Source organism: Nocardiopsis sp. KDC1DS13DA1 (assembly GCF_055632325.1).
In genome coordinates this window covers 1-24,010 of sequence record NZ_JBVMUY010000005.1, presented here as the reverse complement: position 1 = coordinate 24,010, position 24,010 = coordinate 1, and the positions used below count along the sequence as shown (strand labels likewise).

24 protein-coding genes are annotated in these 24,010 nt (G+C 71.7%); 14 read left to right on the top strand and 10 right to left on the bottom strand.

The features are described from left to right. Nucleotides 1-25: 25 nt before the first annotated feature. Nucleotides 26-1,336 (bottom strand): RNA-guided endonuclease InsQ/TnpB family protein, encoded by a 1,311-nt coding sequence (locus tag ACTVAJ_RS03805; protein WP_470386627.1) that lies wholly within the window; start codon nt 1,334-1,336, stop codon nt 26-28. Nucleotides 1,337-1,375: 39 nt separating this feature from the next. Between ACTVAJ_RS03805 and ACTVAJ_RS03800 the strand changes: the two genes are divergently transcribed. The 4 genes from ACTVAJ_RS03800 (at nt 1,376) to ACTVAJ_RS03785 (ending at nt 6,422) form a co-directional block, all read left to right on the top strand. After that, entirely contained in the window at nt 1,376-1,522 is a 147-nt protein-coding gene (locus ACTVAJ_RS03800; RefSeq protein WP_017601411.1) for an Arc family DNA-binding protein, read from the top strand. Nucleotides 1,523-1,610: 88 nt separating this feature from the next. Further along, on the top strand, nt 1,611-2,096 hold the full coding sequence (locus ACTVAJ_RS03795; RefSeq protein ID WP_470386626.1) for an SDR family NAD(P)-dependent oxidoreductase: 486 nt from the start codon (nt 1,611-1,613) through the stop codon (nt 2,094-2,096). A gap of 275 nt (nt 2,097-2,371) precedes the next feature. Continuing rightward, entirely contained in the window at nt 2,372-2,809 is a 438-nt protein-coding gene (locus tag ACTVAJ_RS03790) for a hypothetical protein (protein ID WP_470386625.1), read from the top strand. 418 nt (nt 2,810-3,227) lie between these two features. Continuing rightward, nucleotides 3,228-6,422 (top strand): PHP domain-containing protein, encoded by a 3,195-nt coding sequence (locus ACTVAJ_RS03785; RefSeq protein WP_470386624.1) that lies wholly within the window; start codon nt 3,228-3,230, stop codon nt 6,420-6,422. Nucleotides 6,423-6,640: 218 nt separating this feature from the next. Here the strand turns inward: ACTVAJ_RS03785 and ACTVAJ_RS03780 are convergent, their stop codons facing one another. From ACTVAJ_RS03780 to ACTVAJ_RS03770, 3 genes are read right to left on the bottom strand one after another with little or no spacing between them, the layout of a single operon-like run. Further along, a complete protein-coding gene (locus ACTVAJ_RS03780) occupies nt 6,641-7,498 on the bottom strand; it encodes an aldo/keto reductase (RefSeq protein ID WP_470386623.1) in 858 nt (285 codons plus the stop codon). 13 nt (nt 7,499-7,511) lie between these two features. Next, entirely contained in the window at nt 7,512-7,925 is a 414-nt protein-coding gene (locus ACTVAJ_RS03775) for a cupin domain-containing protein (RefSeq protein ID WP_470386622.1), read from the bottom strand. Then, nucleotides 7,922-8,260: a carboxymuconolactone decarboxylase family protein gene (locus ACTVAJ_RS03770; RefSeq protein WP_470386621.1), complete on the bottom strand. Its 339-nt coding sequence runs from the start codon at nt 8,258-8,260 to the stop codon at nt 7,922-7,924. Before ACTVAJ_RS03770 ends, ACTVAJ_RS03775 begins: the two co-directional genes overlap by 4 nt. 153 nt (nt 8,261-8,413) lie before the next feature. Here ACTVAJ_RS03770 and ACTVAJ_RS03765 point away from each other — a divergent pair, with 153 nt between their 5' ends. Both ACTVAJ_RS03765 and ACTVAJ_RS03760 read left to right on the top strand, forming a co-directional pair. Next, the gene (locus tag ACTVAJ_RS03765) at nt 8,414-9,283 is read left to right on the top strand and encodes a helix-turn-helix domain-containing protein (RefSeq protein ID WP_470386620.1); all 870 of its coding nucleotides are present in this window, start codon (nt 8,414-8,416) and stop codon (nt 9,281-9,283) included. A gap of 374 nt (nt 9,284-9,657) precedes the next feature. Further along, nucleotides 9,658-10,218 (top strand): DUF1062 domain-containing protein, encoded by a 561-nt coding sequence (locus tag ACTVAJ_RS03760; protein ID WP_470386619.1) that lies wholly within the window; start codon nt 9,658-9,660, stop codon nt 10,216-10,218. A gap of 301 nt (nt 10,219-10,519) precedes the next feature. Here ACTVAJ_RS03760 and ACTVAJ_RS03755 read toward each other — a convergent pair whose 3' ends face one another. After that, nucleotides 10,520-12,043: a PucR family transcriptional regulator gene (locus ACTVAJ_RS03755; RefSeq protein WP_470386618.1), complete on the bottom strand. Its 1,524-nt coding sequence runs from the start codon at nt 12,041-12,043 to the stop codon at nt 10,520-10,522. A 199-nt stretch (nt 12,044-12,242) separates the two neighbouring features. Between ACTVAJ_RS03755 and ACTVAJ_RS03750 the strand changes: the two genes are divergently transcribed. From ACTVAJ_RS03750 to ACTVAJ_RS03740, 3 genes are all read left to right on the top strand, one after another. Further along, the gene (locus ACTVAJ_RS03750) at nt 12,243-12,734 is read left to right on the top strand and encodes a GreA/GreB family elongation factor (RefSeq protein ID WP_470386617.1); all 492 of its coding nucleotides are present in this window, start codon (nt 12,243-12,245) and stop codon (nt 12,732-12,734) included. 400 nt (nt 12,735-13,134) lie between these two features. Next, nucleotides 13,135-13,911, top strand: coding sequence for a putative protein N(5)-glutamine methyltransferase (locus tag ACTVAJ_RS03745; RefSeq protein WP_470386616.1), 777 nt, complete (start codon nt 13,135-13,137; stop codon nt 13,909-13,911). 61 nt (nt 13,912-13,972) lie between these two features. Then, a complete protein-coding gene (locus tag ACTVAJ_RS03740; RefSeq protein WP_470386615.1) occupies nt 13,973-14,668 on the top strand; it encodes an ArsR/SmtB family transcription factor in 696 nt (231 codons plus the stop codon). Here the strand turns inward: ACTVAJ_RS03740 and ACTVAJ_RS03735 are convergent. Further along, nucleotides 14,636-16,306, bottom strand: coding sequence for an FUSC family protein (locus tag ACTVAJ_RS03735; RefSeq protein ID WP_470386614.1), 1,671 nt, complete (start codon nt 16,304-16,306; stop codon nt 14,636-14,638). The genes ACTVAJ_RS03740 and ACTVAJ_RS03735 overlap by 33 nt on opposite strands. Before the next feature lie 79 nt (nt 16,307-16,385). On the opposite strand from ACTVAJ_RS03735, the gene ACTVAJ_RS03730 reads away from it, so the two are divergent. Beyond that, nucleotides 16,386-16,871 (top strand): MarR family winged helix-turn-helix transcriptional regulator, encoded by a 486-nt coding sequence (locus ACTVAJ_RS03730; RefSeq protein WP_470386613.1) that lies wholly within the window; start codon nt 16,386-16,388, stop codon nt 16,869-16,871. Between the two features lie 57 nt (nt 16,872-16,928). Continuing rightward, a complete protein-coding gene (locus ACTVAJ_RS03725; protein WP_470386612.1) occupies nt 16,929-17,852 on the top strand; it encodes a ribonuclease Z in 924 nt (307 codons plus the stop codon). 33 nt (nt 17,853-17,885) lie between these two features. Here ACTVAJ_RS03725 and ACTVAJ_RS03720 read toward each other — a convergent pair whose 3' ends face one another. Next, entirely contained in the window at nt 17,886-18,296 is a 411-nt protein-coding gene (locus tag ACTVAJ_RS03720; protein ID WP_470386611.1) for a TIGR03618 family F420-dependent PPOX class oxidoreductase, read from the bottom strand. Between the two features lie 97 nt (nt 18,297-18,393). Here ACTVAJ_RS03720 and pip point away from each other — a divergent pair, with 97 nt between their 5' ends. Beyond that, nucleotides 18,394-19,350 carry a prolyl aminopeptidase gene (pip, locus tag ACTVAJ_RS03715; protein ID WP_470386610.1) on the top strand — a complete coding sequence of 319 codons (957 nt, stop codon included), beginning with the start codon at nt 18,394-18,396 and terminating at the stop codon, nt 19,348-19,350. A gap of 42 nt (nt 19,351-19,392) precedes the next feature. Here pip and ACTVAJ_RS03710 read toward each other — a convergent pair whose 3' ends face one another. After that, complete coding sequence (locus tag ACTVAJ_RS03710; RefSeq protein ID WP_470386609.1) at nt 19,393-20,046, bottom strand: response regulator; 654 nt, start codon at nt 20,044-20,046, stop codon at nt 19,393-19,395. Beyond that, nucleotides 20,043-21,236 (bottom strand): sensor histidine kinase, encoded by a 1,194-nt coding sequence (locus tag ACTVAJ_RS03705; protein WP_470386608.1) that lies wholly within the window; start codon nt 21,234-21,236, stop codon nt 20,043-20,045. The genes ACTVAJ_RS03710 and ACTVAJ_RS03705 overlap by 4 nt, the downstream gene beginning before the upstream one ends. A 134-nt stretch (nt 21,237-21,370) precedes the next feature. Here ACTVAJ_RS03705 and ACTVAJ_RS03700 point away from each other — a divergent pair, with 134 nt between their 5' ends. Together ACTVAJ_RS03700 and ACTVAJ_RS03695 are read left to right on the top strand one after the other, a co-directional pair. After that, nucleotides 21,371-21,703 carry an SHOCT domain-containing protein gene (locus ACTVAJ_RS03700; RefSeq protein ID WP_470386607.1) on the top strand — a complete coding sequence of 111 codons (333 nt, stop codon included), beginning with the start codon at nt 21,371-21,373 and terminating at the stop codon, nt 21,701-21,703. 202 nt (nt 21,704-21,905) lie between these two features. Continuing rightward, nucleotides 21,906-22,898 carry an adenosine deaminase gene (locus ACTVAJ_RS03695; protein WP_470386606.1) on the top strand — a complete coding sequence of 331 codons (993 nt, stop codon included), beginning with the start codon at nt 21,906-21,908 and terminating at the stop codon, nt 22,896-22,898. 52 nt (nt 22,899-22,950) lie between these two features. Here the strand turns inward: ACTVAJ_RS03695 and ACTVAJ_RS03690 are convergent, their stop codons facing one another. Continuing rightward, nucleotides 22,951-23,937, bottom strand: a complete 987-nt coding sequence (locus ACTVAJ_RS03690) for a DUF2332 domain-containing protein (RefSeq protein ID WP_470386954.1) — start codon at nt 23,935-23,937, stop codon at nt 22,951-22,953. Between the last annotated feature and the right edge of the window lie 73 nt (nt 23,938-24,010).

Below are 24,010 nucleotides of genomic sequence, written 5' to 3'. Positions count from 1 at the left end.
CGAGGGGGATTCCAACAACACCGACTCAGAAAAGCGGGAGTTGCTGGGGTTCACGGACGCTCGCGGGATCTCTCCCGGTCGCCCCTCCGGCACGGGTCTTCGACCCGGGGCTTGCACCCTGCCCTGCCGCGACGTTGTAGGAAGCATTCAGGTCGGCATTGCAGGTGAATCCGCAGTTGGTGCACGACCACTCGGCTTGGCTCTTGCGCGAGTTCTTGTCGATCCACTTGCAGTCGCTGCATTGCAGACTGGTGTAGGGGGCCGGGATGTCTTCAACCCGGCCAGGGGCTTTGTGTCCGGTCCGGGTGCGAAGGAGTCCCCATCCTTGAGCGAGGATGGCCCGGTTCAGGCCAGATTTTTGGGCGACGTTGCGCCCGGGCCCGATGGCGGTGCCCCGCGCGGAGGCCGTCATGTTCTTGATGTTGAGGCGTTCGAACCGTATGGTGTCGAAGCCGCGGGCCAGACGGGTGGAGGTTTTCTCCGCCCAGTCCTTGCGCCGGTTCGCCTCCTTACGCCGGTACCGGTTGACCTTCGCCAGTTCGGCTTTGCGCTGTGGGCTGCCCTTCGCGGCGCGTGCGGCACGGCGTTCGTGCTTGCGGCGCTTGGTTCGTTCCTTCTTCGACAGTTGCGGGCAGTTGAGCATCTTGCCTGAAGAGAGGGCGGCGGTGATGGTCACGCCCCGGTCGATGCCGACCACGGACCCGTCGCTGGGCGCCTCGATCGGGTCGGGTACCACGGCGAAGCTGATGTGCCACTGGCCGTGCCGGTAGGTCACCCGGTACGACTTGGCGTCCGGCAGACCCTGGTGGGTGTTGCGGAACTTCACCCACCCGCACCCTGGGATCTTGACCTGGGCCCACTTCTTGTTGAGCTTGTGCACCAGCACTTTGCGGTGCATGACCTGCTTGCCCTTGGCGTTCAAGAGAGGTTCGCCGTCAGCCGTGAACGCCAGAACCCGGCCGGTCCCGATGATCCGGAACCCTTCGTTGCGGTACTTCTTGCGCGGCGTCGGATACCGGTGCGAGCCGTTGAAGAAGTTCGTCAGGGCCTGGTCAAAGTCCCGCAGCGCCTGCTGCTGGACGTCCACATTCCCGGACACCACCCAATTGATGTAGTCGGCTTCCTCCGAGCTCATGCCGGTGGTACCGGTCTGGCGTACCTGCGACAGCATCCGGCACATCCCCGCGAACCGGGGTGGCCGTTCGGTACGGGCCCCGCCCTTGCGGTAGGAGGAGTTGACCTCCAACGCCAGGTTCCAGGCATGCCGGGCCTGCGCGCAATGCCCGAACAGCTGGGCTTCCTGTGCGCGGGTGGGGTGCAATCGGAACCTGGGCATGCCGTCAGTTTACCATCACTTTGCCAGTAGAGTGATGGCATGCAGAAGATCACGGTGAGACTCCCCGACGAGTTGAACGAACAACTCAAAGCAGCGGCGGCGGCCGACGACCGGTCTGTGAACTCCTACCTGGTCGCCCTGATCCGCCGGACCGTCGGCGCTGGCGAGACGACGAACCGCCCCTGAGGGAGGTTCGTCGTCCTCTGTGCCGCTACGCGGCGGACCGCATTCACCCCCGGCCTGAAGGCCGGGGCACCCTGCGGATTATCAGGTGGTGGCCAACGCCGGGGTCGGGGACCACGGCCCGCTCGGCACGATCACCGAGAAGGAGTACGACCGCACCACCTCGACCAATCTCAAGGGCACGGTCTTCACCGTCCAGAAGGCACTGCCGCTGCTGAGGACCGGCGCATCGGTGGTGCTGCTCTCCTCCAGCGCGGCCCTGCGGGCCGCCCCGGGCCTGGGCGTCTATGCCGCCACCAAGGCCGCGATCCGCAGCCTCGCCCGCACCTGGGCCGCGGAACTGGCCGACCGCGGAATCCGCGTCAACACCCTCACCCCCGGCCCTGTCGAGACCCCGGGCGGGGACGAGCTCCGCGCCGCTTTGCCGCGCGGCGATCGGACCGCCCCACCGACTCCGCTCGGCCGTGTCGGCCGTCCCGACGAGGTCGCCGCCACCGCCCTCTACCTGGTCGGCGACCAAAGCACTTTCACCACGGGCGCGGAGCTGCTCGTCGACGGCGGCGCCACACAGCTCTAGGCGCCACATCGTCCACACGGGACGCATTCGACACTCCAGGGCGTCACCGGTGACGACGAGAAGACCAAGCCCCCTTCACGCGGCTGCTGACGGAATTCGGGTTCGCGCCGGTCGACCCTGGCGCGCTGTGCGACGGCGGGGCGCCAGGGTTCCCGGCCTGGTCCTGATCGCCGGCCGCGGCACCACCCGCGATCCCGCCCTGCGCCCGCTCACGGCCTTCCTCCCCAGCGACGACGGCCCCTGCCGATTCCGCGTCACGCCCCGCCAGGCGGTGCATGACCTACCCGGTCATGCACCGCCCCAGCATCGAAGACACCCTGGAGTACCACGCGGAGTGCGGCGCCGCCGAGGTCGAACCCGGCCAGTCCTACGAGGACTGGCCGGACGGCTCCCCCGACTTGATGGGCGATGTCCTGGAGACGGCGGCCCAGCCACCCCGCTACCAGCCGCCCGCCGCGCCCCTGCCCGTGATCACCCAGAACGACCGGGGGCTGCTCGTGCGCACCGACTTCAGCGACGACCGCACCGTCCTGGTCGTGCCCCTGGCCGATCACGTGGGGTGGTCTTTCCGCCCGCCCCCGGACCAGGTGCGGAGCATGGCGGCCAACCTGTTCCTGGGCAACAACGACATCGCGGACTGGACGCACCGGGGCTTGCCGGACGGGTCGGCGGTCATGACGGAGAAGGAGAGGCGATCCTGGCCGGGCTGGTGACCGAGCCATCGGCACTGGGGGCGAGGAGGGCACCCGCGTGATGACAGGGCCCGACAAGTACGGGCCCCGACACGGATGCGAGCAGGCCCGTTGATCAATCCGTTGCCGCTTTCCGGCGCACATGGCCCACCCCCTGCGGGGACCCGCGCGTTCCTGCTCCGCGCACACCAGGCGTCCGATACCGGGCAGAACCTTGATCGGAACCCTGACACCACCCCGCGCGCCCCAGACGACGGGAAATCGATCTCACCGGCACCGCCGAACCGCCCGCCCCACAGGCGATCCGACCTCGGACCGGGGTATCGGCGCAGCTCAACGGTTCCCAACAGGGCTTCGCCGGCGCTACAGTGATCGAACAAGTGTTCGACAAACGTGCGGTGTCTTCCCCTGCCGCTGCTGTGGGAGGGGAGGAAACTCGGTGTTCGCACACCTGCGGGTCGCCTCCTCCTACTCCTTCCGGCACGGCACCGCCGACCCGGCCGCGCTGGTGGCCGCCGCGGCCGCCGACGGCCACCCCACCGCGGCCCTCACCGACCGCGACCACCTCTTCGGCGCCGTCGACCACGTCCAGGCCTGCCGCCAGGCCGGACTGGACCCGGTGCTGGGGGTGGACCTGGCCCTGGGCACCCCCGACCAGGGGCGGGCCGTGCTCCTGGCCCGCGGAGCCACGGGCTGGGCGTCGCTGTGCCACCTGCTCACCACCCTGCACCACCGGCCCGGCCCACTCGCGCTCACCCCCCACGACGTGGCCGCCCACGCCGACGGGCTGGTCGTGCTCCTGGGCCCGGACTCCGACGTGGGCACGGCGCTGACCCAACGGCGGGGCGCCCACGCCCGCACCCTGCTGGGCACCTGGCGCACCACCGGCGCCCAGGTCGCCCTGGCCCCACACGACCACGGCTGCCCCGGCCAGCGCACCACCGCCCGGGCGATGGTGCACCTGGCCGACCAGGACCGCGTCCTGGCCGTGCTCACCAACCGGGTGCGCCACCCCGACCCCGGCGGCGCGCCCCTGGCCCGGGCCCTGGACCGCATCCGCCAGTGGGCGCCCGGCGGCTACACCCCCGACCCGCCCACCGACCGCGCCCACCTGGCCACCGGCACACAGATGGCCGACGTCGCGATCGGAGTGTGCGCCGGCGACACCACACGCGCCCGGCGCCTGCTCGCCCACACCACCGCCTTGGCCGCCTCCTGCGCCCTGGACCCGACCGCCGACCTGGGCATGGGACGCCTGCACCTGCCCCACCGCCCCCACCCGCACGCCGAACTCCGCTCCCGCTGCGCCCAGGGCGCCACCCGCCAGGGCCTGGACCGCGACCCCCGCGCCCGAGCCCGACTGGAGGAGGAACTGGCCGTCGTGGACCGGATGGGCCTGTGGTCCTACCTGCTCACCATCGCCGACGCCGTCGACGCCATCAAAGCCAAGAACATCCGCTGCTCGGTGCGCGGGTCCGCGGCCGGGAGCCTGATCGTGCACCTGCTCGGCATCAGCGCCATCAACCCCCTGGACCACGGCCTGCTCATGGAACGGTTCCTCACCCCCTCACGCCCCGGAGCCCCCGACATCGACGTGGACGTGGAGTCCGCACGCCGCCTTCAGGCCTACGACGCGGTGATCGCCGCCCACCCCGGCACCGCCGCGGCGGTAGCGATGCTCGACACCTACCGCGCCCGCTCAGCCATCCGCGACGCCGGAGCAGCCCTGTCCCTGCCCGCGGCGGAGGTCGAGGCCATCGCCACCGGGTTCGGCCACCGGGTCCGGGCCTCCCACATCCGCCACAAGGCCGCTGAACTACCCGAACTGGCCCGCGTCGGCGGCGCCCCGCTCCACGGGGAGCACGTCGACGCACTCTTCGCCCTGGCCGAGCGGTTGGACGGACTGCCCCGACACGCGGCCCTGCACCCCTGCGGGCTCGTACTCACCGACACCGACCTCACCGCCCGCATCCCCACCCAGCCCTCCGGGGCGGGGTACGCGATGGTCCAGGCCACCAAGGACACCGTCGAACCACTGGGCCTGCTCAAACTCGACATCCTGGGGGTGCGGATGCAGTCCGCCCTCGCCCACACCAGCGCCGAAATCACCCGCACCACCGGCACCGAACCGGACCTGGACGCCCTCCCCGACGCCGACGCGGCCACCGCCCACATGATCGCCCAGGGCCGCACCCTGGGCTGCTTCCAGATCGAGTCCCCCGGCCAACGCTCACTTCTCACCCGCCTGCGCCCCACCACACGCGACGACCTGGTCGCCGACATCAGCCTGTTCCGACCCGGCCCCATGGGCGTGGACATGGTCGCCGCCTACCTGGCCGCACGCTCCGGCACCCCACCACCGGCACCGCACCCCGACCTGGACCCGATCCTGGCCCCGACCGGCGGCGCCCTGCTCTGGCACGAACAACTCCTCCAGGTCCTGGACGCCCTCACCGACTGCGGGCTGGACCGCGCCGAAGCCATGCGCCGCACCCTGGCCACCGACCAGGGCCGCACCCAGGTCCGGGAGGAGGTCCGCACCCGCGCCGCCGCACGCGGCCACACCCCCCACACCATCGACCGGGTGTGGCGGATGGTCGCCGCGTTCGGCGCCTTCGGGTTCTGCCGCGCCCACGGGGCGGCCTTCGCGGTCCCCACCTACCAGTCCGCCTACCTCAAACGCCACCACCCGGCCGCCTTCACCGCCGGGCTCCTGGAACACGACCCGGGCATGTACCCCCGGCGCCTGCTCCTGCACGACGCCCGCCGCATGGGCGTGGTGGTCCTGGGCCTGGACGTCAACGCCTCCGCCCGCGCCTGGGCGGTGGAGCGCGTGGACGCCCACCGGTGGGGCGTGCGGGCCCCGCTCGCGGACGTGCCCGCCCTCACCGGCACCCACCTGGACCAGCTGCTCACCCGCCGCCCGTTCACCGGCCTGGCCGACCTGCTGGCCCGCACCGACCTGGACGGCCGCGCGCTGGAGGAGGTGATCCTCGCCGGCGGCCTGGACACCCTCACCGGCGGGGCCGCCCGCCGCCGCACCACCCTGGTGCGGGCGCACCGGCTACTCCGGGCCCGCCGCACCCCACGCGCCTGCCCCGACCAGCTCACCCTGGTCCCCCACCCGCACGGCGCACCCGCCGCGGTCGCGCCGATGAGCCGGATCGACGCCGTGGCCGAGGAGGTGCGGGTGCTGGGCTATGAGACCAGCGGGCACGTGCTGGACGCCCACGCCGAACAGTTCGCGGACCTGTCCGCACGCCGCGGCCGTGTGGACGCCGCCGACCTGCACCGGCTCCCCGACGGCGCCCCGGTCACCGTGGCCGGGCTGCGGGTCAGCGTGCAGACCCCGCCCACCCGCTCCGGTGCGCGGATCGTGTTCGCGACCCTGGAGGACCGCACCGGCCTGATCGACCTGGCCCTGGCCCCCGCCGCCCAACGCACGTCCGCCGCCCCACTGCTGGCCGGAGGGATCCTCCTGGCCCGCGGGCGGGTGCGCCGGGCCGCTCCCGCAGCGCTGGCCACCGTGGACGCCACCCATGTGCGGGCGCTGCGCGGGCCGGGGGCGGCGGACGTGCCCGGAAGGGGCGAACCGAGGACACCGGGCAGCGGCACCGGCCCGGTGGGCGGGTAGCTGGAGGGCACACGAACGCGCACCGGGCCGGACAGGGACGCCGCAGCCCCTGATCGGGAGTCGGACACCGCCCAGAGCGGGTTCGACTCCCGGGCGCGGTCACCGACCCGCCGGCCGTCCGGCGTGCTCTGCGCGGTGTCCGACTCCCCGACCCACTCGAACCCGGCGATGAACCCCTTCGTCAGGGCTCTGCGCCGGTCCTGGGCGGACTGCGGTCGCTACTTGCCGCTGTAGACGGGGAACACGCTGTGCTCACCGTAGTCCTGCATGCGCACGCCCCCCAGGGCCTCCATTTCCTCCTCGGAGATGGTGAAGTCGACCCGGGCGTTGCTGCGCATGTGGTCGGGGTTCGCGGTCTTGGGCAGCGACACGGTGCCCAGTTGGAGCGTGTAGCGGATGCACAGCTGCGGGACGGTCACCCCGTACCTTGCGGCCATCGCCACGACGTCGGCGTTCTTGAGCATCTGCCCGTGGGCGATCGGTGAGTACGCCTGCACGAGGATGTCGTTGCTGCGGCAGAAGGCGATGAGCTCGGAGGGGGTGTTGCCGACGTGGACGAGCAGTTGGTTCACCTGCGGTGCCACGGCGCAGGATCCGAGGATGTTCTCCAGGTCGGACCGCAGGAAGTTGGACACCCCGATCGAACGGAGCTTGCCGGCCTTGTACGCGTCCTCCAGAGCACGCCAGGCCTCGCGGTTGCCTTCGGCGTAGTCCCCGCCGCGGAAGTCGTCCCATGGCTGCGGACTGTGGATGAGCATCAGATCGACGTGGTCCAGCCCCAGTGCCTCCAGCGACCCGTCGATCGCGGCGACCGCCTGGTCGTAGTCCTTGATCTGCGCGGCCAGCTTGGTGGACACGAACAGGTCCTCGCGGGCCACACCCGCGGTGCGAACACCCTCACCCACGCCGCGCTCGTTGCCGTAGGCCTGCGCGGTGTCGATGTTGCGGTACCCGATCTCGACGGCGTCGCGGACCGCCTGCGCCGCGGCGCCGTCGTCGATGAACCACGTGCCCAGACCCAGCTTGGGAACGGTCACGCCGTGGGACAGGGTGTAGGTCTCGTTCAGGATCGTCATGCGTTTTCCCTTCTCAGCTGAGCTTGCCGTACTGCTCGTCGGTGACCGGTTCGAGCCACTCGTTGCGGGTGTCCTGGCCGGGCACCTCGATGGCGATGTGGGTGAACCAGGAGTCGGCCTTGGCGCCGTGCCAGTGCTTCTTTCCGGCGGGGATCTGGACCACCGATCCCGGTTCCAGGCTCACGGGATCTTCGCCCTCGGCCTGGAACCAGCCGCTTCCCGCCGTGGCGAGCAGGATCTGCCCGCCCCCGGAGGAGGCGTGGTGGATGTGCCAGTTGTTGCGGCACCCGGGCTCGAAGGTCACGTTGGCGACGACGACGCCCTCGGTGGTGAGCATGTTCAGGTAGCTCTGCCCGATGAAGTTCGCGGCGTAGGCCTCGTTCCTCTGCCCGCGCGGGAAGATCGGGTCGATGTCCATGCCACTCATCGTTCCTCCTGGTGATCGTCACTGCTACGCAGCGCCCTCAGCCGTGCGGCGGCGTCCATCGCGTTGGGCCAGCCGGCGTAGAACGCCAGATGGGTGAGGGCCTCGGCAAGCTCGCCTTCGCCCAGTCCGTTGTCCATCGCGAACTTCAGGTGGAAGTTCAGCTGCTCGCCGCGGTAGAGCGCGACGAGCGCGGAGACGGTCACAAGGCTGCGGTCCCGCCGCGAGAGCCCGGGCCGCTCCCACACGTCCCCGAACAACACCTGGTCGGTCAGGTCGGCCAGCTTCGGAGTGATGTCGCCGACGGCCCGCTGCGCTGCCGATGGCTGTTCGGTCAAGGTCGGTCCCCCTCACGCTCGTGGTCCCGCGCGGTGCGCGCGGTGCCCCGGTCCCATGGTGGTGCGCCATGAGCTCCAGCGGCAGCGGAAGGAAACATCCTGGGAGTGTTCTATCCCCCCATGCACAAACAGGGAGGGTGAGACACTCGTGACATGGCTGGCAAAACCACGCTGAACGAGCTCGGCACCTTCCTCAGGACCCGTCGCGCCAGGTTGACCCCCGGTGAGGTCGGGCTTGCCCACACCCCCGGGCCGCGCCGTGTGACCGGTCTTCGGCGTGAGGAGGTCGCCCACCTGGCATCGATCAGCACCGACTACTACACACGGATCGAGCAGGGACGCATCACCGCGTCCGCACCAGTACTGAAGACCATCGCCGACGTACTGAGGCTCGACGACGACCAGCGCCGCTACCTGTTCAACCTCGCCGGCAAGCCCTCCACCCGGACACGCCGCCCGAGCACGCAGAAGGTCCAGCCGCAACTGCGCAGACTCCTGGACGATCTCAGCACGACGCCGGCGATCGTCATGGGCAGAAGAATGGACATCCTCGGCTGGAACCGGCTGGCAGCGGCCATGATGGTCGACTTCGCCCAGATCCCCGCCAAGCAGCGCAACTACGTGCGCATACTCTTCACCCACCCCGTGATGCGGGCCCTGTACGCCGACTGGGAGTCCGTGGCCCGCACCGCCGTCGCCCAGCTGCGCATGGAAGCGGCCAAGCACCCCGACGACCCCGGCCTGACATCACTGGTCGGTGAACTCTCAGTGCAGGACCCCCAGTTCAGCCAGTGGTGGGCCGAACGCAATGTCGCCAGCCTCACCACCGGCACCAAGACGCTCCACCACCGCCAGGTCGGAGAGCTCACCCTTGACTGGGACACCCTCGTCGAGGCCCACGACTCCGAGCAACAGCTCGTGATCTGGACCGCGCCACACCACAGCCCCACCCACGAGGCGCTTTGCCTCCTCGCCTCATGGGCGACCAACGCCGACCCCGCACAAGGAGTCCACCGTGGGTGAACCCGCACCACGGTGCCGCACCGGGCTCACCGTCCTGTCGACCTGAAGAAACCGCGCCCCCCGGGGCGCACCACGGGCTCGGCCCGCCCCTCCCGGGGGGCGAACGGACGCGGCCCCACCCGGCCCCGGGGCCACCGCCGCCGAAAAAACCGTTGGAGCCCTCCTCCCCCGATCCCGTAGGTTGCCCGTGCCCCCATCACCGTGAGGACAAGGGACCGGACCGCGTGACCCCGCCTGCTCTGTAGACCTGACACCTTCTTTCACCCACCCCCAGGCCGGCCCTCCCGCCGGCTCTGCCGGGCTGCCCGCGCGCGCCCGGCCCCACAGCGTCTGAGGCCGCGCGCAATCGGCCTCGTGTCAGGTCCAGAGAGATCATGTCTTCACCACCCCATACCGTGCTGCCCTGGGTCGTTCACCGGACCCGGCTGCCTCTGCTGTCGTCGCGGTGCCCGCACTGCCGCTCGGAGTCGGCCACCACAGGCCAGGGCAGATTCCGCGTCAACGCCAACGGCAAACTGCTGGACGTGTGGCTCCTGATCCGCTGCGTGTCCTGCGACCGCACGAGCAAGCTCACCGTGCACGAGCGGGCACCGGTCAGATCCTTGGATCCGACCGAACTCGACGGCTACCACGCCAACGATCCGGAGCTGGTGGCCTCCAGACTGCTGGATCCGCTGCTCGCCCGACGCAACCGCTTCACCCTGGACTGGAGGGGAGCCTGGCGGCTGGACACCCCCTCGCCACCGATCGACCGGACGTGGCCGCTCCAGGTGCAGGTCACCTTCCAGGACCCGGTACCGGTGCGCCCGGAGTGGCTCATCGCCCACGGGCTCGGCCTCAGCAGGAACCAGGTACGCCACCGGGTCAAGTGCGACGTCGCGCTGCGCCGCCCCAGGAGCACCGCGTTCACCTTCACCGTGCTGGCCGGGGACTAGGCGGTGTTCTTCCGGGTCCTCCGCTGCGCTGACCGCATCCGCGCGCCCCCTCCTCCGATCCTCGCCACCGGGTAGGAACCCCCGATCCCGCCCGCACCGGCGCGGCCGCCCAGTCGGCCGCGCCGGTGCGGGCGCAGCCACCCTCGACGGTTCCCGCCAGGACGCGGGGGCCGGGCGCTCAGTCCAACCACCCGCACAAGAACCAGGCGCAACCAGCGCACACCACGCGGCCCGGCCACCCCGGCCAACCGGACCGACCCGACCCCTGAGCCGACCCGAAACCACCCACCGACCACCCGTCCTACTCGGGCAGGGCGGCCAGCGCCACGGTGAGCGCCGCCCGCGCGTCCGGATCGTCCAACCGCAGGTCGGTGACACCGCCCAGGCGACGCAGACGGTAACGGACCGTGTTGGGGTGCACCCCCAACAGACCGGCGGCCGCACCCAGGTCACCGTGGGCGTACAGCCAGGCCCGCAGCGTGCGGGTGTAGTCGCTGCCGTGGTCACGGTCATGGCGCACGAGCACCGCGACCGGGTTGCGGCCCGGCATCCGCCCCGCCTCGGCCACCAGGCGCAGCCGACGCAGCAGCACGGCGTCCCAAGCCTGGTCATAGACCACCGGAGCGGCCCCCTCCCCCGCCAGGGTCAAACACTCGTCGGCCTCCCGGCGGCTGTCGGGCAGATCCCCCACCGCGGCCGCACCACCCACCCCCGCCGCCACACCCGGGTGCCCGGGCAGACCACGCACCGTGGCACGCACCCACTCCAGCGCCGGAGCGACCTGCCCACCGCAGGGCAACACCGTGTAGACGGTGGTCCCCAGCAGCGTGCTGCGCCCCGGCCGCGACCAACCGAACCCCGTGGTGACCTGCTCGAACAGATGCAGCAGAGCGGCATCGGCCGGCTGGTCGCGCACATGCAGGGCGATGACCCGCAACCCCTCCTCGGGCAACCCGATCCGACCGACGGCCTGCACCGGATCCCCCGAACCCTCCAACAGGTCGATGACCGACTCCGACTCCACCTGACGCTCCAGGTCACTGCTCACCCGGGCGCGCAGCATGTGCAGACCCACCGTGCGCGCCCCCTCGCTCAGCGCCCGGGCACGACGGGCGTCCAGGGGAGCGTCACCCATCGCCCACAACGAACCCAGGAGTTCACGACCCACCCGGATCGGCACGGCCGTACGCCCGCCCATCCCCAACTCCGCCAGCGCCGGCACACGCACGGGCCCCTCGGCACCGGCCAACCGGGCAACCGTCCCGTCGGCCTCCAGCCGGGCACGGACCGCGGCCGGAGCACGGCGCTCGATGACGGTGTCGCGGCGTACCCGGTCGGTGTCGGACTGCCCGGCCGAGTAGGCGATCAGCCGCCAGGCCCGGTCCTCGATCGTGACAGGGGCACCGACCTCGGCGGCAACGGTGTCGGCGAGCGCGAACAGGTCACTGGGGCCGCGCCCCGACTCGGTCTCGCGCCCCTCCAGCACCAGCCCGTAGACGATGCCGGAGATCTGGCTCCAGGAGACGGCGGGCTCGACCACGACCATGGCGATACCGCGCTCGCACAACGCCTCGCGCACATCCGCGCCGGGACCCGCGGCGCAGCGCACGATGACGACGACGGCACGCGCCTGCCCGGCCAACCGCAGGGCGGCCCCGGCGGAGCCGACACCCACCGCGAGGAAGACGTCGCCCAGGGGCGGTGCGTCGTCGGTGGGGTCGTGCATGGCCACACTGCGCAGCTGGCGACGGCGCAGACCGCCCTCGCCGACCAGGTGGGCGCCATAACCGCCCAGAACGTTGACGAGCCGGTCGAGGTTGATCATCCTCCCGCCTCCCCACCACCGCCTGTTGTCGAAAAACGACAAGAACCAACACCCTGATTGTCGCCCAACGATAACGGGTCGCCCGCCCCCGGTGGGGACACTCGTGTTCGAGGGACAGCGCCCCCGGCCCTCGCCTGCTCCCATCCGCGCCACGGACAACCGGTCCGTGGCGCGCGTTCGTGAAGACAAGGAACGACCCATGCACAAGACCACCGACCCCTGGATGACCAGGGAGGCGTACAAGCGGCTCGAGGAGGAGCTCCGGGTGCTGAGCGCACTCCCCGAGGACGACACCGGTGCGGATTCTGGATCCGGCACCGGGGGCGCGGGAGACATCATCCCCGCGCCCCGCTACATTCACGACCCGGCCGTACGCCTGGCCCGGGTACAGACGATCGAACGGCTGCTGCGCGAGGCCGTGGTGGAGCAGACCGCACCCGACGACGGCGTCGCCGCGCCCGGCAAGGTGCTGACGATCCGCTACGACGGCGAGCAGGAGACCGAGGAGTTCCTGCTCGGCGCCCGGGACGCGTCGGTGGCGGACCCGGTGACGGTGTACTCGCCGCAGTCCCCGCTGGGCTCCTCGCTGCTGGGGGCGGCACGGGGCGAACGGCGCACCTTCACCTCCCCGCGCGGCGCGGTGGTCGGGGTGACACTGGTGGAGGCCACGCCCTACCACCCGGCGCGCTGACGCCCGGGAGCGCCGGGCAGGGGCAGGGGCCGTGCACAGCGCCGTGGGCCCGCACGGCCCCAAGCCGCCCGGCGCCGGGCGGCTGACCCCCGCGGGCTGCCGGGCGGGCGCCGCCGCCGACCCCGCCGCGGTCGGCTCCAGGTCCACGCCACGACCCCCGACCGGGCGCGGCGCCCTGAGCCGACCCGAGGGAAAAGCGCCCACCCGCCCCACCCCGAACAGCAACCCCCACCACACAAAAAACCGACAAAACACACAAATTCGTGTACGGTGGCAGACGCCCAACGCGACCACCAAGGGAGGTGAGAAGCGATCCTCGCAACCAACCGCTGGGCGCCCTCACCAGGGACCGGACCAACCCACCCCTGACCACGGGCGACCCACGACCCGAAAGGCACCCGTGGACTCGCCCCACACCCCCACCCTGTCCGCCCTCACCCACCGCCTGCGCCAGGCCGGCTGCGTCTTCGCCGAGGACGAAGCCCTCCTCCTGGCCACCACCGCCCACACCCCCGACCGGCTCGCCGCCATGACCGACCAACGCTGCGCCGGAACCCCCCTCGAACACGTCCTGGGCTGGGCACGCTTTTGCGACCTGCGCATCGCCGTCGACCCCGGCGTGTTCGTCCCCCGCCCCCGCACCGAACACCTGGCCCGCCACGCCGCCACCCTCCTACCACCCCGCGGCACCGCCGTCGACCTGTGCTGCGGCACCGGCGCCCTGGGCGCCCACCTGGCCCGCACCCACCCCGGCCTGACCCTGCACGCCGCCGACATCGACCCCGCCAGCGTCGCCTGCGCCCGCCGCAACCTCCCCGGCCACACCGTCCACCACGGCGACCTGTTCAGCGCCCTACCCCACCACCTACGCGGACACGTCGACGTCCTGGTCGCCAACGTCCCCTACGTCCCCACCGACCAGATCCCCCTCCTGCCACCCGAAGCCCGCGACCACGAGGCCCGCCACGCCCTCGACGGCGGCCCCGACGGCCTCGACCTCGCCCGCCGCGTCGCCGCCCACGCCCACCAATGGCTCACCCCCACCGGCCACCTCCTCATCGAGGTCAACGACCACCAGATCCCCCAGGCCAGCACCGCCCTCACCCGCGGCGGCCTCACCCCCCAGACCGTCACCGACCCCCACACCGACGCCACCATCCTCGTCGGCCACCGCTGAACCCCACCACACCGGGCGCGCCCGGGCACCCGCCCCAGCGCGCCCACCCCATCCTGGAACCATGACCGACCACGGCACCCACCTGGCAGCACTGGCCCGCCTCCTGGCCCACCCCACCCGCGCCCGCATCTGCCTGGCCCTGCTGGACAACCGCGCCTGGACCGCCACCGAACTCGCCCACCACACCCACGTCACCGCACCCACCGTCAGCGAACACCTCACCCTCCTGGTCGAGGGCGGCCTCCTCACCCAGCAACGCCAGGGCCGCCACCGCTACGTCCGCCTCACCGACCCCCACACCGCCCACCTCATCGAAACCCTGGCCGCGCACACCACACCCACCACCCCACCACCCACCCTGCGCGCCCACCGCGCCAACCACGCCCTGGCCCGCGCACGCACCTGCTACGACCACCTGGCCGGACACCTGGGCGTGACCATCACCGACGCCCTCACCCACCAGGGCCTCCTACGACAGGACACCGGATTCGCCCTCACCGACACCGGACTGGCCTGGTTCACCGACCACGGCATCGACCTGCCCCGCACCGGCCGACGCCCCCTGGCCCGCTCCTGCCTGGACTGGACCCAACGCCGCCCCCACCTGGCCGGAGCCGCCGGCGCCGCCCTGTGCCACCACGCCCTCACCTCCGGCTGGTGCCAACCCCTGGGAACCGGCCGCGCCCTCCACGTGACCCCCCGCGGAGAACACGCCCTGGCCGACCTACTGGGCATCGACCCCCACACCCTGCGCTGACCCCGCCAACGCACCAGGCGCCACCACACGACCGCCATCCACCAACGCCCGCGCCCGCGACTCCACACCCCACACCCGCCCGGCCTCACCACCGCGCGCCCCCACCTCACCCTCGGCCTCCTCCTGCACCCGCCACAGATCCACCAACGCCCCCGCCAACCGGTACCGGGCCACCACACCACCACCGGACTCCACCCGCGCGCACTCACGCTCACACAACGCCAACGCCGCCTCCACCCGCGCCGGACCCCGCAGATTGAGCACCACCACACACACCACAGCCCCCACCACGGCCCCCAACACCGTGGCCCAGAACCGCTCCAACACCATCCCGTCCGTGGTCGCCCCCGGCTGGACCAGACTCGACAACGCCAACGTCAACGGCGTCACCAACACGATCGCGTACGCGTAGTTGGTCATCACCACCAACTCCGCGCCGATCTGACAGGCCACGATCAACACCACCGTGCTCCACACCGTGTGCTCCACCGCGAACACCGCCGCCGCCACCAGGATCCCCGCGATCGTGCCCACGGCACGCTGCACCGTCCGATGCCAGGTCGAGGACACGTTCGTGGCCTGCAACACCGACGCCGCCGACACCACCGCCCAGTACCAGTGCTCCACCCCCAACACCGGAGCCAGCGCACCCGCCACCAGAGCGGCCACCATCACCCGCGCCGCCGACACCGGCGCCGCCGAGGGCCACCGCCACGCCCGCCCCAGCCGCGCACCCCACCCGACCGCACCCGGCCGGGCCCCACGCACCCGCTCCACGCGGGCGGCCAGCACCGCCCGCTCCCCCTCACCCGCCAACACCTCGGGCACACGGGCACGACGGCACCGCCGCGCCAACTCGGTGAACTCCGCGGCCGTGCGCGCGTCCACCACCCGGTCCCCCGACCCCGCCAACGCCGCGTCCGCGCGCGCCGTCAACACCTCCAGCTCGGGCACCGCCACACGCGAACGCGGCGCGGCCACCACCACCGCCCACGCCTGACGCACCGCGGCCTCGGCCCCCCGCCGCCGCCCCAGACACGGATCCCGCAGCTGGTGGGCCACCGCCACCAGGGCACGCGCCACCACCAACCGCTCCGGCGCGCTGGGGTGCACCCACACCCCCACCGACGCCACCACCCAGCACAGGGCGGCCGACACCGCGGTCGTGGCGACCTCCACCGGTATCGCGCCCAGGCTCTGCGCGGTGTAGGAGCTCACCCCCGCCGCGAACACGAACATCAGCCCGCCCGGCGGACCCAGGTCCCAGGCGTCGGAGGCGAACTTGACCCCAGCGGCCACCACCGCCACCACCAGCACCGACACCCACGCCTGACCCACCAGGGCCCGGGTCAGGGCCCCCACCAGCACCGACACCGTCAACGTGACCCCCACCAGGGCCAGCACCCGACGACGGCGGGCGTAGGTGTCATCGCGCGCGTACAGGGCGGTGAAGCACCCCAGCGCGGCGTAGGGGGCCAGGTCGACACGGCCGACCCCCACCAGCACCACCAGGGGCACGGCCACGCACACTCCGGCGCGCACCGCCGTCACCACGACATTGCCCATCACGCGTCGGGGCCGCAGGGCACCTCCCAGACCGAACAGGCGGACCCACCGGGCAGAACCAAAGTAATTCACAAGTAAATTATATTAGTGTGGTCACCCGCCACCCACACCCGGGGGCACCCCGACCACCGGCCGTCAGGAACAACACACCATGAGCGACGCCGTCGCCCGCTTCCGCGACGCCTGGGCCCACCAACGCCCAGACCTGGACCTGTCCAGCATGGAAACCATCGGCCGCGTCCGCCGCCTGGCCTCCCTGATGAACACCATCACCGAGGACCACCTCGCCGACAGCGACCTCACCCGCCCCGAATTCGAGGTCCTGTCCGCCCTACGCCGCTCCCCCCAGGGCCTGCGCCCCCGCCAACTCACCCGCGCCACCCTCTCCTCCGGCGCCGCCACCACCAAACGCCTCACCCGCCTGGAAACCGCCGGACTCATCACCCGCACCCCCCTCCAACGCGACCGCCGCGAAGTCCAGGTCCAACTCACCCCCCAGGGCCGCGACCTCATCGACCGCCTCTACCCCGACCAACTCAACCGCGAAGCCACCGTCCTGGCCCCCCTCACCCCCGACGAACGCACCCAACTCGCCGACCTCCTGCGCCGCGTCCTGACCCCCATCGACCCCGCCTGAACCACACACCCCCACAGACCACGTGCCCCACCACCCCGCAACTGACATGATCCGACCATGTCCACACGCGAACTCGTGGTCCTGGGCACCTCCAGCGCCGTCCCCACCCGCAACCGCAACCACAACGGCTACTTCCTACGCTGGGACAACCACGGCATCCTCCTCGACCCCGGCGAAGGCACCCAACGCCAGATGCGCCTGGCCAAACTCGCCGCCACCGACATCACCCGCGTACTCATCACCCACTTCCACGGCGACCACTGCCTCGGCCTGCCCGGCATCATCCAACGCCTGTCCCGCGACCGCGTCCCCCACCCCGTCCGCATCGCCTACCCCGCCGACGGCGAACAGTACTGGCGCCGCCTCCGCCACGCCTCCGCCTTCCACGACACCAGCGTCATCATCAGCCAACCCCTCACCCCCGACACCACCCACATCCCCGGAGACAAAGACCTCCACATCACCACCCTGCCCCTGAACCACTCCATCCCCTGCCACGGCTACCGCATCGCCCAACCCGACGGCTGGCGCATGCTCCCCGACCGCCTACGCGCCCACGGCATCCACGGCCCCCGCATCACCCAACTCCAAACCCAGGGCACCCTGACCACCGACGACGGACACACCCTCACCCTCGCCGACTGCGCCACCCCCCGCCCCGGACAGGTGTTCGCCTTCGTCATGGACACCGGCGCATGCCCCAACGCCGTCGAACTCGCCCGCGGCGCCGACATGCTCGTCATCGAGGCCACCTTCCTCGACAACCAGGCCCACCTCGCCCGCTCCTACCAACACCTCACCGCCCGCCAGGCCGGACGCATCGCCGCCCAGGCCCAAGTACGCACCCTCGTCCTCACCCACCTGTCCGAACGCTACGACACCACCGACGAACCCCACTTCGTCGCCCAAGCCGCACAGGAGTTCGACGGACCCATCGTGCTGGCCGCCGACCTCGAACGCATCCCCCTGCCACCCCACTGACCACAAAAAAAGGGGGGCCAGGCCCCCCACACCTCACCCCCACACCGGACGCACATTCCCCAACACCCGATCCACCGCGATCTCGATCACCACCCGATGCGGGTTCTCCCGCGGCCGCCGATACCGCTCCTCATACCGGCGCTCCGCCTCAGCCACCGCACCCGGATCCCGCAACACCCGCGCCACACCCTCCAACGTCGACCACCGGCGCCCCTCCACCTGGCTCACCGCCACCCGCACCCCCACACGCGCCGCCAGATTCCGCGCCTTGTAACTCCCGCCGTCGGAGATCACCCGCGCCACCCGCCGCACCGGATCGAACGTCACCCCCACCGGCACCTGGTGAATACTCCCGTCCGGACGCGAACTGGCCAACATGCACAACCGCCGCTCACTCCAGAACACGACGAACTCGTCCTCCGCCACCACAGACTCACCCACCACACACTCCCCACACAGTCATCGAAAACCCCAGCATCCCACCCCCCACACCACCCGCCCCATCCCCTAGACTCCACGCACCCCACCACAAGGAGTCACCATGACCACACCCACACCCCACGCCGAGGGCATGCTCGACGCCGGCCAGGGCCACCACCTCCACTGGCAGGCCCACGGCAACCCCCACGGCACCCCCGCCCTCGTCCTCCACGGCGGACCCGGCTCCGGCTGCCACCCCGGCTGGACCCACTTCTTCGACACCACCCGCCACCGCGTCATCCTCCTGGACCAACGCGGAACCGGCCGCAGCACCCCACCCGCCCACGACCCCACCACCGACCTGACCACCAACACCACCCACCACCTCATCACCGACATCGAAACCCTGCGCACCCACCTGGGCATCGACACCTGGCTCCTCCTGGGCGCCTCCTGGGGCACCACCCTCGCCCTGGCCTACGCCCAAACCCACCCCACCCGCGTCCACGGCATCGTCCTGGTCTGCGTCACCACCACCACCGCAGCCGAAGTCCACTGGATCACCCACGACATGGGCCGCGTCTTCCCCGAGGAATGGGACCGCTTCCGCCACGCCGCCGGACCCCACGCCGACCCCCACGACCTGGCCACCGCCTACGCCCGCCTCCTGGCCGACCCCGACCCGCGCGTGCGCGAGGACGCCGCCCGCGCCTGGTGCCGATGGGAGGACGTACACATCTCCACCGTCCCCGACGCCCGCCCCAACCCCCGCTACGACGACCCCCACTTCCGCATGACCTTCGCCCGCCTGGTCACCCACTACTGGAGCAACGCCGCCTTCCTCCCCGACGGCCACCTGCTCCAGAACGCCCCCACCCTCCACGGCATCCCCGGCCACATGATCCACGGCCGCCTCGACATCAGCGGACCCACCGACATCCCCCACCGCCTGGCCCAACGCTGGACCGACGCCGAACTGACCATCCTCTCCGGCGCCGGACACGGACGCGGCCACACCCAGGGCGAACCCACCATGCTCCAAGCCGCCCGCGCCGCCACCGACCGCCTCGCCCGCTGACCCGCCCGCCCCGCCACCACCCAGATGGCGGGGCACACCACCTCACCGCACCAAACCCGCCCGGAACGCGAACACCACCAACTGCGCCCGGTCCCGCGCCCCCAACTTCACCATCGACCGGCTCACATGCGTGCGCGCCGTCGCCGGAGACACCACCAACCGCTCCGCGATCTCCTCATTGCTCAACCCCTCACCGACCAACCCCACCACCTCACGCTCCCGGCCGGTCAACACCCCCAACCGCGGCGCCTCACCCCCCACCGGCGCCGACGAGGTGAACGCCGCCACCACCCGCCGCGTCACCGACGGCGACAACAACGCCTCACCCCGGGCCGCCACCCGCACCGCCGCCAACATCTGGCCCGGATCACTGTCCTTGATCAAGAACCCCGACGCACCCGCCCGCAACGCCTCGAACACGTACTCGTCCAACTCGAACGTCGTCAACACCACCACCCGGGTACCAGCCAACCCCTCCTGCGCACTGATCCGCCGCAACGCCTCCAACCCGTCCATCACCGGCATCCGCACATCCATCAACACCACATCGGGCCGCTCCCTGCGCACCACCCGCACCGCCTCAGCCCCATCACCAGCCTCCCCCACCAACTCCAGATCCTCCTCAGCCTCCAACAGCACCCGCAAACCCATCCGCACCAGCGGCTGATCATCAGCCACCACCACCCGCACCGTCACCGCTCACCCCCCAACGGCAGCACCGCCACCACCTCAAACCCCCCACCATCCACCGAACCCACCTCCAGGAGCCCGCCCACCGCCCGAGCCCGCTCACGCATCCCCGCGATCCCCGACCCCTCACGCACACCACCCACCCCACGACCCCCATCACGCACACCCACCACCAACACACCCTCCCCACACCGCACCTCCACCCGCACCGGCACCCGACCCGCGTGACGCACCGCGTTCGTCAACGCCTCCTGCACGATCCGAAACGCCGCATGCTCCACCGCCGCAGGCACCTCACACCCCCGCCCCTCCCACACCAACTCCACCTCACGACCCGCCGCACGCCACTCCTGCACCAAAGGCTCCACACGCCCCAACCCCGGCAACGGAGCCCGCTCCGCCCCACCCTCACCACGAAACACCGCCAACGTGCCCCGCAACTCCTCCAACGCCGCACGGCTACTGTCCCGGATCGCCTCCAACGCCACCGTCGCCTGCTCCGGCCGCCGATCCACCACGTGCAACGCCACCCCCGCCTGCATACTGATCACCGACAGGCTGTGCCCCACCACATCGTGCACCTCCCGCGCGATCCGCAACCGCTCCTCATACCGGTGCCGCTCCACCTCCTCAGCCTTCTCCCGCCGCCGCGCCTCCCTGCGCGCCCCAACGAACACCCCCGCCCCCGCCGGAACGGCCATCGCCCCCACCGCGAACACCACAGCCGCCACCGCACCACCATCAGCCCACCCCCACCACGGCTCACCCACCCGCGACACCAACCCCACACCCACCACCAACGGCACCGCCCACACCACGAACCGCACCGGCGCCATCCGGATCGCCACCGAGAACACCACCAGAGCGGGCATCACCACCACCGGCACCCACACATGCCCCCCAGCAACCGCGAACAACCCCGCCCCCACCGCGGCAACCGCCAACGCCACCCGCGGCCACACCCGGCGCACACCCACCGCCACCGCCAACACGGCCACACCCGCCCACACACCCCAGGGCAGCGACACCACACCCCAGTCCACGCCCCCGGGCGACCCACCCGCCCACGGCGGACCCCCCTCCCAGGCCCGCGGTGACTGGCGCACCGCCATCTGGCCACGCACGGCCACCAACGCCACCGCGCCCAAGGCCACACCCAACACCAGGTCCCACACCAACACCCGCAGCTCGCTCACACCACCGACCCTAGAACCCGCCCCCCGACCCCGACGTCCCCCACCACGCGTAGACCCCCTACGCCCACCCACGTACACCACGAGCCGCCCCACGGGCGACGACCGCGACCCCCGCCCCCGCACACAGTGGACCCATGGACACCGTCAACGCCACCACCGCGGCCACCACCCTGGCGGGCTCCCCACCCTGGGGAGACGGCCCGCCGCCCTTCGCACCCCTGGGAGCACTCATGTTCTGCCTGCTCATCGCCCTGGCCCTGGGCGCCCTGGCCTTCACCGTCCTGCGCCGCCGCCACGGCGGCCCACCGCCCTGGACCAACCACCACACCGCCCCGCCCGAGGAGGACGCCCGCCGCACCCTCGCCGACCGGTTCGCCCGCGGCGACATCACCGTCGAGGAGTTCATGGAACGGGCCAGCGCCCTGAACTGGACCCCCGGCAAGGACGACGGCCGCGGCCGCAAGTAGCACACAACCGAGCGGGCGCCCACCAACCGTGGGCGCCCGCTCCCGTGCGGGTCAGCCCACCCACACCCACCGACTCCTGCCCACCGCACCACCGGTTCCGGACACGGTGACCCCCCACACCCCCCAACACGCACCGACCACCCCCACCCATCAGCCACAATGGCCACACCACCAACCCCAGAACACGCGAAAGACCCGACCCGTGCCCACACCCCTGCCCAAAGCCGAACTCCACGTCCACATCGAAGGCACCCTGGAGCCCGAACTCGCGTTCACCCTGGCCCAACGCAACGACATCACCCTGCCCCACCCCACCATCGACGCCCTGCGGGCCGCCTACTCCTTCACCGACCTGCAGTCCTTCCTGAACCTGTACTACGAACTCATGGCGGTCCTGCGCACCGAACAGGACTTCACCGACCTGGCCGAGGCCTACCTCACCCGCGCCGCCGCCCAGGGCGTCCGCCACGCCGAGATCTTCTTCGACCCCCAGGCCCACACCAGCCGCGGCGTCAGCATCGACACCGTCATCAACGGCCTGGCCGCCGCCCTGGACACCAGCCAACAGCGCCACGGCATCAGCACCGCCCTCATCCTGTGCTTCCTACGCGACCGCCCCGCCACCCAAGCCCTGGCCACCCTCCAGCAGGCACGCCCCCACCTGCACCGCATCACCGCCGTGGGCCTGGACTCGGCCGAGGTCGGCCACCCGCCCGAGAAATTCACCCACGTCTTCGACGCCGCCCGCGACATGGGCCTGCGCTGCGTCGCCCACGCCGGAGAGGAAGGCCCCGCCTCCTACATCTGGCAGGCCCTCAACCTGCTCAAGGTCGAGCGCATCGACCACGGCATCCGCTGCCTGGACGACACCGACCTCATCGCCCACCTGGCCGCCACCCAGACCCCGCTGACCGTGTGCCCCTTCTCCAACGTGCGCCTACGCACCGTGGACACACTCGCCCACCACCCGCTGCCCGCCCTCATGGACGCCGGCCTGCTGGTCACCGTCAACTCCGACGACCCCGCCTACTTCGGCGGCTACGTCCACGACAACTACGAGGGCCTGCGCGAACACCTGGGCCTGGACGAGGCCGCCCTGCGCCAACTGGCCCGCAACTCCTTCACCGCCGCCTTCCTGCCCGCCCAGCGCCGCGACGCCCTCATCGCCGAACTCGACGCCCACCCCACCGCCTGAACACGCCAAGGGCCCCGCACCCGCCCGGTACGGGGCCCCGCCCACCGGCCACTCACCCCACCCAGGTCACCGACTGGCCGTGCTCACCCGTGTAGGCCACCACCCGACCGTCCAACGCCAACGTCAACCGCGCCTCCCGATCAGGACGCGCCCGCTCCCACCCCGCGAACACCCGCCACCCCTCGTTCGACACCCAGTGCCCCCGCACACCCCGCACCACCTCCTCGAACGCCGCCACCCCCGCAGGCGACACATACGCCAACACCGCACTGTGGAACACCACCACCGTGGCCCCCTCCGGAGCCATCGCCACCACCCGCGGCACACACTCCACCAGATCCCCCGCCACCATCAGCGGCGGGTCGGCCGCCACCACCCGAGCCGCCGCACGCAACCGCCCCCTCCGCTCGGCCTCCACCGGCCCCGGCCACACCAACGACTCCAACCACGCCACATCCCCCGCATCACCCGCGTCCAACGGGTTCAGGTCAATCCCCGCCCGCCACACCACCTCCGGCACCCGATCCGGAACCGGCACCCCACCGAACGTGTCGCACTCCAGCACCACCCCACCCTCCCCGGGCCCCACCGGCACACCCCCGTCGAAGGAGTACCGGTACCGGTCGGGATACAGACACAGCCCCGCCGACGCCCCCACCTCCACCAACGCCAACGGCCCCGGCAACGACGCCAACACCGGCAGCAACGTCGCACACCGCCGCACCTCGTTGGTCTGGGTGCAGCGCTCCAACACCACCCGCTCCACACGCTCCCAGTTCCGCACCACCCAGCCCCGAAACTCCGGCCACTCCTCCACCGGCCCACCCAGATACCGCACCGCCGCCAACAGCAGGTTCGGCTGACGCTTGTTCCCCGCCGGCAACCTCATCACCAACCGCACCATCTCAGGGTCGGCGGCCACCCCCAACGCGATCCGCTCGTAGACGGGCGAGGACCCAGCCGCGTAGTGCCGCGCGAACCCCCGGTACCGGCGCGCGACAGCCGCCTCCTCCTCAGCGATGCCCGCCACACCCTCCACCACGACCCCCTCTTTGCCGCACGGCCCTCTTCCCACCCCGCCCCTACCACACCCCCCCCCCCCCCCCCCCCTC

What these genes read in the sequence shown, in the direction of transcription:
- ACTVAJ_RS03775 (WP_470386622.1), bottom strand. Translation starts at nt 7,925, where the DNA reads ATGAGTGGCATGGACATCGACCCGATCTTCCCGCGCGGGCAGAGGAAC.
- pip (WP_470386610.1), top strand. Translation starts at nt 18,394, where the DNA reads ATGACCACACCCACACCCCACGCCGAGGGCATGCTCGACGCCGGCCAG.
- ACTVAJ_RS03740 (WP_470386615.1), top strand. Translation starts at nt 13,973, where the DNA reads ATGACCGACCACGGCACCCACCTGGCAGCACTGGCCCGCCTCCTGGCC.
- ACTVAJ_RS03805 (WP_470386627.1), bottom strand. Translation starts at nt 1,336, where the DNA reads ATGCCCAGGTTCCGATTGCACCCCACCCGCGCACAGGAAGCCCAGCTG.
- ACTVAJ_RS03730 (WP_470386613.1), top strand. Translation starts at nt 16,386, where the DNA reads ATGAGCGACGCCGTCGCCCGCTTCCGCGACGCCTGGGCCCACCAACGC.
- ACTVAJ_RS03725 (WP_470386612.1), top strand. Translation starts at nt 16,929, where the DNA reads ATGTCCACACGCGAACTCGTGGTCCTGGGCACCTCCAGCGCCGTCCCC.
- ACTVAJ_RS03780 (WP_470386623.1), bottom strand. Translation starts at nt 7,498, where the DNA reads ATGACGATCCTGAACGAGACCTACACCCTGTCCCACGGCGTGACCGTT.
- ACTVAJ_RS03760 (WP_470386619.1), top strand. Translation starts at nt 9,658, where the DNA reads ATGTCTTCACCACCCCATACCGTGCTGCCCTGGGTCGTTCACCGGACC.
- ACTVAJ_RS03750 (WP_470386617.1), top strand. Translation starts at nt 12,243, where the DNA reads ATGCACAAGACCACCGACCCCTGGATGACCAGGGAGGCGTACAAGCGG.
- ACTVAJ_RS03800 (WP_017601411.1), top strand. Translation starts at nt 1,376, where the DNA reads ATGCAGAAGATCACGGTGAGACTCCCCGACGAGTTGAACGAACAACTC.
- ACTVAJ_RS03765 (WP_470386620.1), top strand. Translation starts at nt 8,414, where the DNA reads ATGGCTGGCAAAACCACGCTGAACGAGCTCGGCACCTTCCTCAGGACC.
- ACTVAJ_RS03755 (WP_470386618.1), bottom strand. Translation starts at nt 12,043, where the DNA reads ATGATCAACCTCGACCGGCTCGTCAACGTTCTGGGCGGTTATGGCGCC.
- ACTVAJ_RS03790 (WP_470386625.1), top strand. Translation starts at nt 2,372, where the DNA reads ATGACCTACCCGGTCATGCACCGCCCCAGCATCGAAGACACCCTGGAG.
- ACTVAJ_RS03700 (WP_470386607.1), top strand. Translation starts at nt 21,371, where the DNA reads ATGGACACCGTCAACGCCACCACCGCGGCCACCACCCTGGCGGGCTCC.